This window comes from Synechococcus sp. CC9311 (assembly GCF_000014585.1).
In the GTDB taxonomy this organism is placed as follows: Bacteria; Cyanobacteriota; Cyanobacteriia; order PCC-6307; family Cyanobiaceae; genus Synechococcus_C.
This window is the reverse complement of sequence record NC_008319.1, coordinates 800,129-813,083: the sequence shown is the minus strand read 5'-3', so window position 1 is coordinate 813,083 and position 12,955 is coordinate 800,129. Positions and strand designations below refer to the sequence as shown.

The 12,955-nt window shown below is 47.5% G+C and carries 16 protein-coding genes; 8 read left to right on the top strand and 8 right to left on the bottom strand.

The genetic code is table 11. From position 1 onward, the window contains the following. The first annotated feature begins 11 nt into the window (after positions 1-11). Genes SYNC_RS04185 through SYNC_RS04175 form a run of 4 tightly spaced genes read left to right on the top strand, consistent with a single transcriptional unit; the run spans position 12 to position 2,079 of the window. Complete coding sequence (locus tag SYNC_RS04185; RefSeq protein ID WP_041426928.1) at positions 12-263, top strand: 2Fe-2S iron-sulfur cluster binding domain-containing protein; 252 nt, start codon at positions 12-14, stop codon at positions 261-263. 7 nt (positions 264-270) lie between these two features. After that, the gene (locus SYNC_RS04180) at positions 271-1,143 is read left to right on the top strand and encodes a DMT family transporter (RefSeq protein ID WP_041426418.1); all 873 of its coding nucleotides are present in this window, start codon (positions 271-273) and stop codon (positions 1,141-1,143) included. Between the two features lie 52 nt (positions 1,144-1,195). Further along, positions 1,196-1,324 (top strand): hypothetical protein, encoded by a 129-nt coding sequence (locus tag SYNC_RS15130; RefSeq protein ID WP_255321996.1) that lies wholly within the window; start codon positions 1,196-1,198, stop codon positions 1,322-1,324. Then, entirely contained in the window at positions 1,321-2,079 is a 759-nt protein-coding gene (locus tag SYNC_RS04175) for an MBL fold metallo-hydrolase (protein ID WP_011618829.1), read from the top strand. Before SYNC_RS15130 ends, SYNC_RS04175 begins: the two co-directional genes overlap by 4 nt. A gap of 1,263 nt (positions 2,080-3,342) precedes the next feature. On the opposite strand, the gene SYNC_RS04170 is transcribed toward SYNC_RS04175, so the two are convergent. The 5 genes from SYNC_RS04170 to SYNC_RS04155 all read right to left on the bottom strand — a co-directional run bounded on the left by SYNC_RS04170 (position 3,343) and on the right by SYNC_RS04155 (position 7,610). Next, complete coding sequence (locus SYNC_RS04170) at positions 3,343-4,269, bottom strand: hypothetical protein (protein WP_011618827.1); 927 nt, start codon at positions 4,267-4,269, stop codon at positions 3,343-3,345. Continuing rightward, complete coding sequence (locus SYNC_RS04165) at positions 4,235-5,227, bottom strand: helix-turn-helix domain-containing protein (protein ID WP_011618826.1); 993 nt, start codon at positions 5,225-5,227, stop codon at positions 4,235-4,237. Before SYNC_RS04165 ends, SYNC_RS04170 begins: the two co-directional genes overlap by 35 nt. Positions 5,228-5,415: 188 nt before the next feature. Next, complete coding sequence (locus SYNC_RS04160) at positions 5,416-5,946, bottom strand: hypothetical protein (RefSeq protein WP_011618825.1); 531 nt, start codon at positions 5,944-5,946, stop codon at positions 5,416-5,418. A 399-nt stretch (positions 5,947-6,345) separates the two neighbouring features. Beyond that, complete coding sequence (locus SYNC_RS14195; RefSeq protein ID WP_148201837.1) at positions 6,346-6,840, bottom strand: hypothetical protein; 495 nt, start codon at positions 6,838-6,840, stop codon at positions 6,346-6,348. Positions 6,841-7,139: 299 nt separating this feature from the next. Further along, positions 7,140-7,610, bottom strand: a complete 471-nt coding sequence (locus tag SYNC_RS04155; RefSeq protein WP_041426416.1) for a hypothetical protein — start codon at positions 7,608-7,610, stop codon at positions 7,140-7,142. A 972-nt stretch (positions 7,611-8,582) separates the two neighbouring features. Here SYNC_RS04155 and SYNC_RS04145 point away from each other — a divergent pair. Both SYNC_RS04145 and SYNC_RS04140 read left to right on the top strand, forming a co-directional pair. Then, the gene (locus tag SYNC_RS04145) at positions 8,583-9,242 is read left to right on the top strand and encodes a secondary thiamine-phosphate synthase enzyme YjbQ (protein WP_011618820.1); all 660 of its coding nucleotides are present in this window, start codon (positions 8,583-8,585) and stop codon (positions 9,240-9,242) included. A gap of 86 nt (positions 9,243-9,328) precedes the next feature. Further along, complete coding sequence (locus SYNC_RS04140) at positions 9,329-9,508, top strand: hypothetical protein (RefSeq protein ID WP_041426926.1); 180 nt, start codon at positions 9,329-9,331, stop codon at positions 9,506-9,508. A gap of 19 nt (positions 9,509-9,527) precedes the next feature. Here the strand turns inward: SYNC_RS04140 and SYNC_RS04135 are convergent, their stop codons facing one another. Beyond that, entirely contained in the window at positions 9,528-9,815 is a 288-nt protein-coding gene (locus SYNC_RS04135; RefSeq protein ID WP_011618818.1) for a hypothetical protein, read from the bottom strand. A 90-nt stretch (positions 9,816-9,905) separates the two neighbouring features. Between SYNC_RS04135 and SYNC_RS04130 the strand changes: the two genes are divergently transcribed. Then, a complete protein-coding gene (locus SYNC_RS04130) occupies positions 9,906-11,207 on the top strand; it encodes an MFS transporter (protein ID WP_011618817.1) in 1,302 nt (433 codons plus the stop codon). A gap of 32 nt (positions 11,208-11,239) precedes the next feature. Here SYNC_RS04130 and SYNC_RS04125 read toward each other — a convergent pair whose 3' ends face one another. Continuing rightward, positions 11,240-11,419, bottom strand: a complete 180-nt coding sequence (locus SYNC_RS04125; protein WP_049750322.1) for a hypothetical protein — start codon at positions 11,417-11,419, stop codon at positions 11,240-11,242. Positions 11,420-11,801: 382 nt separating this feature from the next. On the opposite strand from SYNC_RS04125, the gene SYNC_RS04120 reads away from it, so the two are divergent. Further along, positions 11,802-12,452, top strand: coding sequence for a TVP38/TMEM64 family protein (locus SYNC_RS04120; protein WP_011618815.1), 651 nt, complete (start codon positions 11,802-11,804; stop codon positions 12,450-12,452). A 139-nt stretch (positions 12,453-12,591) separates the two neighbouring features. Here the strand turns inward: SYNC_RS04120 and psaK are convergent, their stop codons facing one another. Then, positions 12,592-12,849 (bottom strand): photosystem I reaction center subunit PsaK, encoded by a 258-nt coding sequence (gene psaK, locus SYNC_RS04115; protein ID WP_011618813.1) that lies wholly within the window; start codon positions 12,847-12,849, stop codon positions 12,592-12,594. Positions 12,850-12,955 lie beyond the last annotated feature (106 nt).

Genomic DNA, 12,955 nt, shown 5'->3' with positions numbered 1-12,955 from the left:
TTAACAGCACCATGGAGAGCAAGCAGTCGACCATCACAATTCAATGGCCCAATGGGAGCCAAAGCGATTGTTCCAAAGGTGATGACTGGCTCAGGGCTGCTCAAGAGGCAGGAGTTCACATCCCCACAGGTTGTCTTGGGGGGAGTTGTGGCGCCTGCGAAATCGAAGTCAATGGTCAAACGGTGCGTGCCTGCATCAGCACGGTGCCGGCTTCAAAGTCCGGTTCCCTTTCCGTGGAATTCGCCACAGACCCCTACTGGTGATTGATCAATGGGCGTGATCGCGGGGTTGGTCGCAGCGCTGGCTTGGACGCTGGCCAGCAGCATTTGGCGTGGCCTCTCCACCTCACTGACGGCCCTCGAACTCAATGGACTGAAGAACGTCATCGCCTGTGCCTTGCTGCTTCCGGTGCTCTTGTTCCTGCCATGGACAAACGAGAGCCAAGCACTGGTCTGGCTGTTGATCAGTGGTGGACTCGGCATCTCCTTAGGAGACAGCTTTTATCTGGCAGCCCTTCGTCGTCTTGGCACAAGACGCACACTCACACTTGAGTCTCTTGCACCCTTGATCGCAGCCCTCGGCGGCCTCGTCGTGATGGGCGAACGAATTGAAGGACAAGCTTGGCTAGGAGCTGCCATGGTGTCCCTATCGGTTGTGGTTGTGGCGCGCCAGAGTCCACCGGATGGAACGCGCGAGCGAGATCGGACGCGCAACGTGCAATGGCAGGGGATTGTGTTTGCCTTACTTGCTGTGCTGTGTGGAGTCAGCGGAGCAGCCGTATCACGCAGCGTTTTAATCCGCACGGATTTAACGGCATGGCAAAGCGCAGCCACTCGCCTGCTGGGAGGGTTACTGCTCTTGCTGCCTTGGCTACGACTGCGCACGCTGTTTCCAAAGCCTCAACCGAAGAACAGACGCTGGCCAAAAGTGCTGTTGGCCACGTTGCTCGGCACCAATTTGGGGATTGTGTTGCAGCAAGTGGTGTTGAAGCAACTACCACTTGGTATCGGCATCACAGTGCTGAGCACAGCCCCAGTGATGGCGTTGTTCGTGGCAGCACCGGAAGGCGATCATCCACGTGCTGCTGGAGTGTGCGCATCACTCCTGGCGGTGAGCGGAATTGCTTTAGCCGTTCTCTCCTAACTCGCGGTGTAAGTCAACGCCCATCTACGGTTCAGCCACTGACAGAACGTTCATGAAAGCCCGCCGCTTGGTTCCACTGATCGGCTCCGTTCTTGCCCTCTTGGCCATGGTGGCTTGGATCGGAGAGATCGATCTTGGACTCGATGAATCCATGCAAGCACCAACCGAAGAACAATCATGAGGTCACAGGCAACCTATTTCGGAGCCAATGGCTGGCTTTTGGAAATCGCTGATTGTCGTGTGCTGGTCGACCCCTGGCTCAGTGGACCATTGGTGTTTCCACCTGGTGCCTGGATGTTGCGCGGCGAACTTCCACACCCCTGGCCTGTTCCGGAGAATCTTGACCTTCTCCTACTAACCCAAGGTCTCGCAGATCATTGCCACCAACCCAGCCTGCAACTGCTTCCGCGCAACCTCCCTGTGGTGGGTTCAACTGCTGCCGCAAAAGTAGTGAAACGTTTGGGTTTTGAACATATTGAACCCCTCAAGCCTGGTGAAAAATGCACCGTGAAGGGGCTCAACATCGAGGCCACAGCGGGAGCAGCCGTTCCCAATGTGGAAAACGGATACCTCATTGATTGGGAGGGCGGGTCGCTCTATCTCGAACCCCATGGAGTTCTCGATCCAAAGCTGGCCTCCCGCCCTGTCGACACCGTGATTACTCCGGTGATCGATCTCGGATTACCACTTGCCGGTGACTTTATTACTGGTGCCAGCGTGCTTCCAGACTTGATTCAACGCTTCAATCCGCGCAAGGTGCTCGCCAGTACAACAGGCGGAGGCGTGACTTTCAGCGGATTGATCAGTGCCCTCCTAAGTGGGGCCGAGATCAAAGAGCAACCTGATCCACGTGTTGTTACCCCAGTACCAGGAGAACCTGTACAACTAGAAACTCACGCTGAAAGTTCAGAACGATTCAACGCCGCTAAACCGTAGTCATCTCTGGACCGAGCCGTCATGGCCCTTGCACAGACCTGGACTGAACTCGAGATCCAAATAGAAGGCAAAGGATTCACGCGCCTCAACGAAAGGGTTGATACTTGGCTAAGAAGCACAGAAATTGATCAAGGATGTTTGCGCCTCACCTGCCTGCACAAAAGCTAAAGGCACTGACAATTTGCTATCAAACAAACCTAGTTGCAACGAAGGGTCTAAACGCAGATCACGCAAAAGCTACATCTAGAACTGAACTGATCCAATGCCGGTTCACAAAATGCATGCCGGGGCTTTCTAAACATCACACAGCTTCGAAATAGAGACTTCAAAAAGTTCAACAGACTAAAGATTCGAACAACAGAAGGGGCAGATATACCGAACTCATAGATAGATAAGCGCTCTTATGGCCGACTTATTAACACTATCTGGAGCGTCATGGAGCACTCGACCCTGAAAACGAATGCAGGAAAGTCAATACGCTGATCACTGGAGCAAAGATAATACCCAATCTAGTCAATCGCTTTCAAACACAAACAATTCAGGCCAGTACAACCGGTTGAGTTATCAAGTAGAGTGGTTCCATTAGTCACATTTTGAGAACCAAGAGACAAATAGCAACGATCGAAGATATACCAAACAGATGCTCACCGAACACACAATAAGCTGACAAATCCATCCCACTTCAGAAAAGATCGAATTAAAAGCCCAGCCCAGAAAAGCCTAATTCAGATGCAAAGAAAATTAGACATTAAAAGAAGCAAGTGCCATTTAGGCAGCGAAATCAATAAGAAATCAGACCAAAAGGCACTCTGACCAAAAAAACTAGAACGAAAGGGCCTGAGCATGTGACAACTTAAATTGCATGCCAATACGAATAGATTAACAAGTAACATTAAGGCTTTATAATTTCACGGTGCACTGTGATGTGGATAGGACGCATCCTAATTCTAGGAGTTGGATCCTCATACATTGCAGGTTGGTCTCTGAGTCGGAAGGCTCACCGCAACTATGTTGCAAGATGGATGAAGGCATTACGCAAAACAACAGGATAGATGCCACAAGGCAAATATAAAATCCGAAGATTTGGCATAAGTACTTTTCGAGCAAATCTTAGAAAAACCAAAAAGAAAGAAGGCAATAATCAACAAAAACCAAAAACCAAAAACCAAAAACCATTTAAAAGGAATGACTTGGAACCCAAAAGGCCTAAGCACTACAATAGAATCAAACGAAATCTTTGGGCCACAAAGAATCAAAAAGTATTTATTTTCCTGAAGAAGCAGGAGTTAAATCAGGAATTGCAATTTGAACTTGGGCACGAATTGTCCAATCACCTAGAAGACTTTCTCCACCATCGAACTCAGCTTTGATAGCGTTGTAGTACGCCTCCAACGAAATCAAGGCCTGAGTTCTACTTGAAAGCTTGATGGTCCGCCCAATGCCCCCTCCAACAGGTAAAGTCCAGGCTTGATCCAAGTTAAAATCTGCAGTGATAATTGGTGAGCTGAGCAAATACCAATCCTTATCGAACTGATAGCGAAGAATTGGCTGCGCCACAAGATTATTAAGGTCCTCATTATTACTGCGATTGCTAACACCCCATATTTGACGAGCGCGCACACCTGCGGTCCACCGTCCAAATCGTTTAAAAGCCATGAATGCAGGACCTACACCGAACTGATCACTTCCAACGTTGCTGTCAATAGAAACTGCAAACGAAGGACCAATGCCTATGGCTGAATTTAGACCTGTATTTGGCACAAAGAAAAAGCTTGGATTGATGGAATCAAGACCTCCTTCATTGCTTTCGTCGAAGCCGATAACACCTGGCTGCTGAGTAGTTGGATTGACTCCAAGAAGTGGATCCGCGCTTGGCTTATTGATAAAGCGCATCACAGTGCGTGTCACAAGAGTCAAGTCATCTGAAAGCTTGAAGGGGATAACTGGCTGAAACTTCAAGATTTGCAGAGTTTTATCTGGCTTGGCGTCACTGTCAATAACACGAGGCGCCCACTGCGTATTAGGAATCGTGTTCCACTCAAACCATAAACGAGTCACTTCAGTGAAAGGGTTGACTTGCAGCGATTGAGCTTCTACAGGGAGCACCAAACAGAAACTTGAGAAGAGAGTTCCAATGAAAGCTCTGGTCGGTTGTTTAAAATTTTTTCTCACTATCACGTCGAGCAACAAGGGTTTGACGGGGAGTCTCTAAAAACTGCTGTTTATAGTATCGAGTGAAATGGGAGCGACCTGCAAAACCAAAATAATTAGCAATATCAATAACACCATCAAGATTGTTTTGCATGCAAAACTCTGTGTTCAGAAGGGCGTGCCTAACCTGATGTAAACGCACAGATCTAACGACCACTACAGGAGACATCCCGAATTTTTCCTTGCATCCACTAAAGAGTGACGACCTGGATTGATGCAGCAACATCGATAAGTCTTTGATTTCCAAGGGAATCCGTGGGGAATTGCTTGTCATAGAAAGAACCTTCATAGCCGCCTCATGTCTCTCTTTTCTACCGATGACGACGCCAAGTTTTCTACTTTGATTATCAACAAAACACTGAATTAAAGTTGACATGATTTCATTTTCGAGATGTTGTGCCGTGAACGGAGCTTCTAGAGAGGAACTTGATAAAAAAAGTTTTTTAAGCATAGGAGCAAGTCTCGAAGAAACAAGCTCGCTCGTAAAAACATTATAGCGATCAAAAAATTCACTCAAATCAAGGCAGCGATACTGACGCAAAATAAACGAAAGATATTTGACCGGAACAACAATTGAACATAAACGAGAGTAAGAATTTATATGCAAATCAAGATCTTTCAACGAGGAGTTAAATCCAAATATTGCGGGCCTTGAAAGACTTACGCCCTGAGCAACAATCGATGAAGAAGACGGCTTAAAAGAAAGATCAATCGTAAAAGTAACTTTGCCGAGCGAGCGATTAGCACAAATAGCGATTTCCCTATTGCTCTCAATCAAACAAAGACGAATATTTGGCAACGGCAAGACTTTAACCGAACCTTTGATAGAGCCTCTCTCTAAAGGCAAAACACATGCATCTTTCAACTGCCTATCCAATACAGAGGCAAAATCAACCGTACTATTAATATGCAACAAAAGCGGTCTTAACTCTTGCACGGGAAAACGTATTCAGTGATATTTTAGCAGATTTTGCATAAAGCACAAGCTTGCTACAGAATAGGCCTAAGCGACCAGAATACTTGAACCAAAAAGTGTTCACTATGCTACAAAAGCCTATCAATGTAAGCAAGTCAAAAATGACATCCAATCAATGAGCAAAGATGTGTTCATGCAGAAGACAATATCTATTTTTTAAGCAACAATTTTCTGATATCTTTGAGCAGCAACGAGAGATCTTCGTCTGACAAAAGACCTTCCTGACGAAGGGTCGTCGCTAATTCTATTTTTTTGTTAGCTATCGACAATTCATAAGCTTCATCGCAGTTTCGCGAATTTCTTGTGTGAAGAGGGATGGTAATTGCAGCTCCAAACGCATAACCTCCTCCCGCTCCTGAATAGTTTTGCCCTATTAATGAATCTTGAATCACCTCGTCTTGACGCTCAGAAGACCCCCCGTAAATATTAAAAGTCGCTGGTGTTCCGTCCTGACTGGAACACCGGGTCCCATCAGGAAGGTCAACCTCAAATCGCGCACCTTGTAAATTTTGGAATGTAATTCCTGTTAAATCGCCTAAAGGCAATTCGTCTATCGGAGAAAACTCGACTTGCGCGCGCGCAGGATGCGTTGATAACAAGAACGCGTTAAAACAGTTAATTGTGAGCCAGAAGAGGGGCGCGAATTTTTTCGCGTATCGTTTTCTGTGATACAAATCCATAATGGACCGGGATTGAGAGAGGATGTGGGAATACTCAGAAGAACACGTCTAGCCCTGCTGTCGCGCAAGAATAATTTTGGAGGGGTAACTCGAACACCTTCAATTTTCTCCCCAGGGACATTACCTTCAGCATTTTTATATGCGTCAACCAAATACTCCCCTGGTTCTGAGTTCACTAAATACGCTTGAGTACGAACAACAGCCCTGGATCCCAAACCTGGGGTTATTATTTTGTTATTAGGATTCAGGCCTAATGCAGCAGCAAAGAAAAGAGTTAAAAGCATGATTCACAAACATTTTTAAAATTAATTTACAATCCTGGGTCTCCACGTATAGGCAAAACACCTATGACTTGCCTTTTCTTGCTTTCATCAAACCGAGCAAAAAATATTCGCATGATTACGAATCCAAGCAAGTTAAGACAACATCAAACTGATACTCTGCAAATGCAAAAGAATTACTCAGCGTTGCCGATACTGTAAGCGCGATCTCATTTTGCTGCCCAACAGTGTAACTGTTTTCAATAAGCTTAGACCTTGGAATAATTGTAGCAATAGGATCATTGCTCAACGAACTTGATGTGGCATTTTGAATAGTTCTATTGGTTGCTAATGAACGCACCCAAACACCTCGAAAGCTCACGGGACGAGGAATCAGCACAGAGTTAAGTGTTACGCCTAGTCGTGGGACCTTATTGGATTCAATCGATAACGGATCGGATGTACCAAGTATGAGCCCAGTTCCACCGCTTCCAGGTTGATCGTTATTACGTGTGTATGACATTTCCACGTTGTCACTGCCACCTGAGAATGAACATGTAAATGGAACCGTGCCTGAAAATGTTGTTGAATCTTCTAAGACTGCAGAACCAACCTTGGCATCCAAAGCAAACATCGAACATATGATCGACAAGACAATCCCTCCCCTCCTAGGGGATATCACTTGCGAGCAATATGTCAAAACTTCATGAGACATTCAAGCTACTAAAAATTTCAAAAAACTTTGATCAATAAGGATGCATTGTCAGCAGAAATCACGTGACACCATTCTTATTTTGATCAGAACGCTTTAAGCGCTTTGGTGTCTAGATATGTTGAAAAAAGAGCCTTTGCTTTCTACAAAGACTCTTCGGAGACAACTCAACCGTTGTTTTGAGAATTAAGTCTTCATCAAATGAAGACCCATAGCTCAAATCATGAACTCAAAGTTGTGAGTACAACGGTATATTGATAATTTCCAACTGTACTAGCGCCGGTCGCGTCCAATTTGATTTGGACGTTAGCTGTTGATCCGGGAGTGTTTCCAAGGTCTACGCTGCCAGAAGCCCCTTCACCGCTAGTAGCAATTACACTGCCTCCCAACAACAGGGTTGCGGTGTCCTCTGTAGAGGTTGCAACGTCGACTTGAGTAACTGCACTCAGAGCCACATCTGTCTCAAAGTTACAGCTAATGGCGATATTTTCAGATGTTCCGGTCAATGTACCGTTATTGTCAGTCGAATAAGTCATCGCAACATCTTGGCTTGTTCCAGATAGGTATGAACAAGTACCAGGAACAGTGCCGTTAAACGTCGTTGTGTCGGTGATGTCTGCGAGTGCTGCCGCGGGCATGAGGCCCAGTCCAATGACTGAGATTGAGGCAAGCGAGAGGCGTTTGAAATTCATGGAGAAAGTCCGTCTGCTCTGCCAGTTTGGCTTTCTGAGAATCACCTAAGCGCTTTCTGAGAAATTAAGGAGACCGTCGGGCTTTTGCCCTAAAAAAAATCGGCACATGAGCTTGAACATATGGGCTCATTTGACAAGTCTGCGGAACACGGTGAGATGGGATCGTTTGCGCCCCATACGCGCTCCACTGTGCTTTCTCTAGTCCTGGCCCCTTGAGTCTTCGTCATGTATTTGCAATCTCCATTGGAAGGAGTTGGTGGGCGTCGCTAGGCACACTCAGCCTGATGATTGCTTGCCCACAGCATTCGGTTCAGAGCAAGGTACTCGTGACCTTCCACGGGTCCGTGCCAGCCAGATGTGAGCGAAGAGTTCATCAGAAGCTCAGTTCTCACAGTTTTGCCTTGGCTCATAAAACTGCGCGTGGCATCGGAAATAAGCATGCGAGACATCGCTTTGATTTCAGCAAATCCAACGAAGTGAGGCACAAGGTTCGTACGAGGAGTCGGACCAAAAGGCTTCGGCTTTTTGAACCGATCGCATCAAAACTGCCAACTCGTCTTCACAGGTCTCCATTCAAAGGGTTCAATGTGGTCAAACACAAAGATCAAGAATGGAATAAGGATAAAAAAATTGATCGTTTGGATCACGATGCATCAAAACTGCCGACTCGTCTCCGGAGGTCTCCCTTAAAAGGGTTCAAAGTGGTCAAAAAACACATCTCACATCCTCGAGATGGCAGCACCAAAGGCCGGCACAAAAAGTTGACACATCTTTGCCTCTTTTATTAGATCACAGAGTTCGGTTGAAGCCAGGTTCGAATGAGATTTCGCACCTTAAATAACTTGCCAATGTTAGTCCAACAAGCATGTCAACCTTAGAAAGGTAGTAGCTCCTTCTCTTCGCGCTGATTCCCAAAATCAGCTTTCCCTCTCTGTTCATTACTGCTAAACCATTAGCAGGCGTAGGCGACTCTTGAAAGTACTGGCTGGAACTGTTCAGGCACTAGATGAAATCGCGGTTCAGACGCAAGGGCAAGGGTTTTCAAACATTACGCCTCTGGTCAATGACTTTGTGTCAAGAAGTGGGATCACAACAGGACTTCTCTCCCTATGCGTGCAGCACACCAGCTGCAGCATCACGATCAACGAAAACGCAGATCCACGCGTTCTCAACGATTTAGCTGCGTGGATGGAGGCTGTCGTCCCACAGGACGGGAAAGGACCAGCGGACGCCCAAGGCCAGCGGCGACGTTATCTCCATGACGATGAAGGAGATGACGACATGCCTGCTCACATCAGAACGGCACTCACCAGTCAGACCATGACGCTCAGCGTTCACAACGCTCGCTTGCTACTGGGCACCTGGCAAGCGGTGTATCTCTGGGAGCATCGCAAACACGGAAGCACGAGGCGCATCGCATGCCACTTGATCGGAGAGAAGCAGGCAACATCAACACAGGCAACCACAACACAAACAGCCAGCAACCAAACCCTGCTCAATCTGCGCAACGCAACGCGACTGAATCAACAAATTCAAGACCGGATTCATCCCGAAGCTTGGGCTGAGGATGGAGGAAATCCAACCGATGTTGACCTGTTGATCGACAGATTGCATGACATCAGCGACTCGTAAGTTCTGAACAAAGCGTTCACTGAGCCAACAGCAAGCTCACAGAAGGATGCCTCTCCACGCCAAACTATTCAAAACGCATGCAGGCAATGGAACCGATCACCTGGCTGATCATCACCTGGGCCACCTATGGAGCCCACCGCACCACTGCGGCATTAGAAAAAGTTCCCCAAGTTTCGAGAGAACAGTGCGAAGCCAATGCCACATTGATTAAGGCATGGCAACCCAAAGCAAGCACTTTTTGTATTGAAGGATTGGGCTCACCCTAATCAGCATAAAACTTTATGATTAACGACGGGCAATTCCTCGTCCACCACCAACCAAACCAAAATCAATTAGCAAACCAATACCTACAATTAAGATTCCACTAAATGTACTAATACCGCCATAAGAAGTACTTGCCCAGCAGTAACCCAAGGTAGTGGTGGGCAAAATCACTAAACCAATTAAGGGTGCAACGAAATCCGGAAGGGGTAAGTCACTGAAGGGAGAGAGCACAAAGGGCGCATTTACAAACCAAAGCAAAATCAGAATCAACCTGGGAACGAAGAGGCCCAGAGCAGCCAGAAGGCACATCAGCGTGAGGGATTTTGAACTCTCTATAGCGAAGTGAGATCAAACTAGCCCGATCGTCCAATGTGGAGAGATGCAGGGGCAGCTGAGCTGATGTCGAAAGAATTCGGGAATGAATCGAGACCCCCATCGAGAGCGAGGGTTTTAATCGCCGGTCTTATCGGCAACGTGATGGAGTGGTACGACTTTGCCCTCTATGGCTACTTCGCCACGTTGATTGGCCAACAATTCTTTCCCTCAACCAACCCAACGGCGTCACTGATCGGAGCCTTCGGCGCCTTTGCGGCCGGATTCATCGTCCGTCCACTTGGTGGGGTTGTGTATGGCCGCATCGGAGATTTGGTCGGACGTCGACGAGCTCTAAGCCTGTCGGTCATGGCAATGGCAATCCCAACCGTGGCGATGGCTTTTTTACCCACCCATGCCCAGATCGGAATTGCAGCGCCGATTGCCGTGGTGCTTTTACGCCTCCTACAGGGAATATCAGCAGGTGGCGAGTACACAACCTCGATTATTTTTCTTGCCGAGGCAGCGCCAGATCGGCAACGGGGCTTTTACAGCATTTGGGGGCTCTGGGGATCAGTGTTGGGGATGTTGATGGGTTCTGCGTTTGGTGATCTGCTCACGAGAACCCTCACACAAACGCAACTCGATGCTTGGGGTTGGCGGGTGGCCTTTGCCCTGGGATCCTTAGTGGCCCTAACAGGAGTGATTATTCGCCAGGGGGTTGGAGAAGATGATGCATCCGCAACCAAAAAGACCCCGCTCAAATCAACCTTGGGAGTTCACCGACCAGCCTTCCTCAGAGTCTTAGCGCTGAACATTGCCAGCAGCGTTGGGTTTTATGCGGTTTACGTCTACTTAGTGACCTACGTCGAGGTGGTGGACGGCATAGCAGACAGTGTGGCTCTGAGCCTGAATACTGACGTCATGGCTGTGCTACTGCTTCTGTACCCAATCACAGCCTGGCTCTCGGACCGAATCGGCAGAAGAGCGTTGTTAATGAGTGGAGCAGCCCTGCTCTGTGTTGGAGCGATTCCATTCCTCCAACTCATTCACAGCCAAGACCCGCAATTGATCGTTCGCGGAGAACTGGGTTTCACACTGGCAATTGCTCTCGTGGATGGTGGCAAAGGTCCAGCAAACGTGGAACTCATGCCAGCGGAAGTGCGCTGTACGGGAACAGCCTTGGCTTACAACCTTGCTGAGGGTTGGTTTGGTGGAACAACCCCATTGATCGCAGCTGTGCTGGTTGCTTGGGCCAGCGGAAATCCGATTTATTTAGGGATCTGGGTGGGCCTCAGTGGACTATGCACCTTTGTGACGGCGGCCTTCTTCACGAGAGAGACAGCGTTCAAGCCCTTAATAAAACAAGCTCAGACTCAACCGAGCTAAGACAGGTTGAACTGGACAGCTCAAGCGGATGATCAGGCTGCCATGGGTTGTGGGACATCAACCTCGTCTAAATCGAGAAAATCCTGACCTGCCTCGATGTCATAAAGCTTGTAAAGAGCCATGGCAGCCTCAGCCCAAGATTCGCTTTCGACAGATTCGAGAAGCTGCTGGAAGACAAGAACATTGACCACTTCGAGATCAGTCGAATCCATAGGGACAGCGCATTTGTCGGAAAGGTAACGCTGACAAAGCAATCAAAATCAAGGCAATCCCAAAGAAAAGCTGTGGATCAGAGAGAGAGAGACCTGTAAAAGCACATACGAACATCGGATTGGACTCGGCATTGCAGCTAAGTAGAAAAAGGAACTTGCCCCCGTGCCACGAAGTCCCAGTCCCAGTGCGCACAAGTCAGGTGTTACACAGGCGAATAGCAGTTAGCAGGCATAAACGAAACATGAATCACTTGAAAAATCACTAATAAAAAAGCAAACACCAACATGAATCAGTAACAACACAATCCGCATCGAGACAAAAATTGCCACTACCGATGGGATAATGTAAGGATCAAGAACCAAGCAAAGCAATCAGTATTACGTGCAGCGACTACGAAGAATCATTGGGATCAGCTCTGTTGTTGCCCTGGTCATTGTTGTTCTCCATCTCGCCCACACCCATGCTCTAGAGCCCCTGCGCGCGCAGGTTGAGGGTATGGGCGTATGGGCTCCACTTGGAATCGTGGCGCTTAGGGGAATCAGCATTCTCCTTCCAGCCTTGCCGAGTTCGGTGTATTCACTGCTTGCCGGGGCACTCCTAGGGTTTGAAACAGGCCTCATCACCATTTATATAACGGATTTAGTGTTTTGCCAGATCGCATTTCTTGTAGCAAAACGGTACGGGCAAGAACCAGTCAAAAAACTTGTAGGCGAAAAAGCAAGCCAACGAATTCAAAACTTTAATCAATCACAACTGGAAGGAAATCCCTTTTTCCTAACGGGACTATTGATGACTGGTCTGTTTGATTTTGTGAGCTATGCAGCTGGCCTTAGCGGAACAAAGTGGAAGGTATTTACTACAGCACTCATTATCAGCGTTGCCCTGAGTGATCTACCAATCGTGGCTCTAGGAGCTGGTGTCTTTAGCGGTGGTAAATTAATGCTTATTATCGCATCTCTAGGTGTCTTTGCACTGGCAATTATTGCTGGGATGGTAAAAAAGTATCAGAAAGAAAGCTCTAAGCAGCTTTAAGAACCAGTGTTAAATCGCGATTAAACAATAGATCAAGAAAAAAACCAAGGCAGAAGACCTCATCAACTGAGGACTCCAATGAATGGAGTCCTTCTTCTGGACTGGTTCTGATCCAAATGAGATCAAAAGGTTGAACGAACTAAAGCAAACCTGCAGCACCAACGCCGAGAATGACACCAAAACCAATGACATGACCAAGACTGGTGGTAGCAAGCAACGCCTCTAACCCCAAACCTCCAAAGTATTTAGGATTAGGGAGTTGAGTCCCCTGCCCAGCCTGAAAGATTTTTGTACCAAGAAAGATAGCAAAAATGTTGCATAACACCATCAAGATACCCACCTTTGGAGACCAACTGAAGGTTTCTGGAGACGCAACCGCGAAAAGGTGTAAAGACATGGATGAAAGTGGCGATGGCTCATCATCAGGCCAATTGCATCACCTGTAACAATTTCGTAAAAAGGCTTCAAATAGACAATGTGCAACCTGTGCAGCTAGTCATCAC

What these genes read in the sequence shown, in the direction of transcription:
- SYNC_RS04185 (WP_041426928.1), top strand. Translation starts at nt 12, where the DNA reads ATGGAGAGCAAGCAGTCGACCATCACAATTCAATGGCCCAATGGGAGC.
- SYNC_RS04180 (WP_041426418.1), top strand. Translation starts at nt 271, where the DNA reads ATGGGCGTGATCGCGGGGTTGGTCGCAGCGCTGGCTTGGACGCTGGCC.
- SYNC_RS15130 (WP_255321996.1), top strand. Translation starts at nt 1,196, where the DNA reads ATGAAAGCCCGCCGCTTGGTTCCACTGATCGGCTCCGTTCTTGCCCTC.
- SYNC_RS04175 (WP_011618829.1), top strand. Translation starts at nt 1,321, where the DNA reads ATGAGGTCACAGGCAACCTATTTCGGAGCCAATGGCTGGCTTTTGGAA.
- SYNC_RS04160 (WP_011618825.1), bottom strand. Translation starts at nt 5,946, where the DNA reads ATGGATTTGTATCACAGAAAACGATACGCGAAAAAATTCGCGCCCCTC.
- SYNC_RS14195 (WP_148201837.1), bottom strand. Translation starts at nt 6,840, where the DNA reads ATGTTTGCTTTGGATGCCAAGGTTGGTTCTGCAGTCTTAGAAGATTCA.
- SYNC_RS04155 (WP_041426416.1), bottom strand. Translation starts at nt 7,610, where the DNA reads ATGAATTTCAAACGCCTCTCGCTTGCCTCAATCTCAGTCATTGGACTG.
- SYNC_RS04140 (WP_041426926.1), top strand. Translation starts at nt 9,329, where the DNA reads ATGGAACCGATCACCTGGCTGATCATCACCTGGGCCACCTATGGAGCC.
- SYNC_RS04135 (WP_011618818.1), bottom strand. Translation starts at nt 9,815, where the DNA reads ATGTGCCTTCTGGCTGCTCTGGGCCTCTTCGTTCCCAGGTTGATTCTG.
- SYNC_RS04130 (WP_011618817.1), top strand. Translation starts at nt 9,906, where the DNA reads ATGTCGAAAGAATTCGGGAATGAATCGAGACCCCCATCGAGAGCGAGG.
- SYNC_RS04125 (WP_049750322.1), bottom strand. Translation starts at nt 11,419, where the DNA reads ATGGATTCGACTGATCTCGAAGTGGTCAATGTTCTTGTCTTCCAGCAG.
- psaK (WP_011618813.1), bottom strand. Translation starts at nt 12,849, where the DNA reads ATGTCTTTACACCTTTTCGCGGTTGCGTCTCCAGAAACCTTCAGTTGG.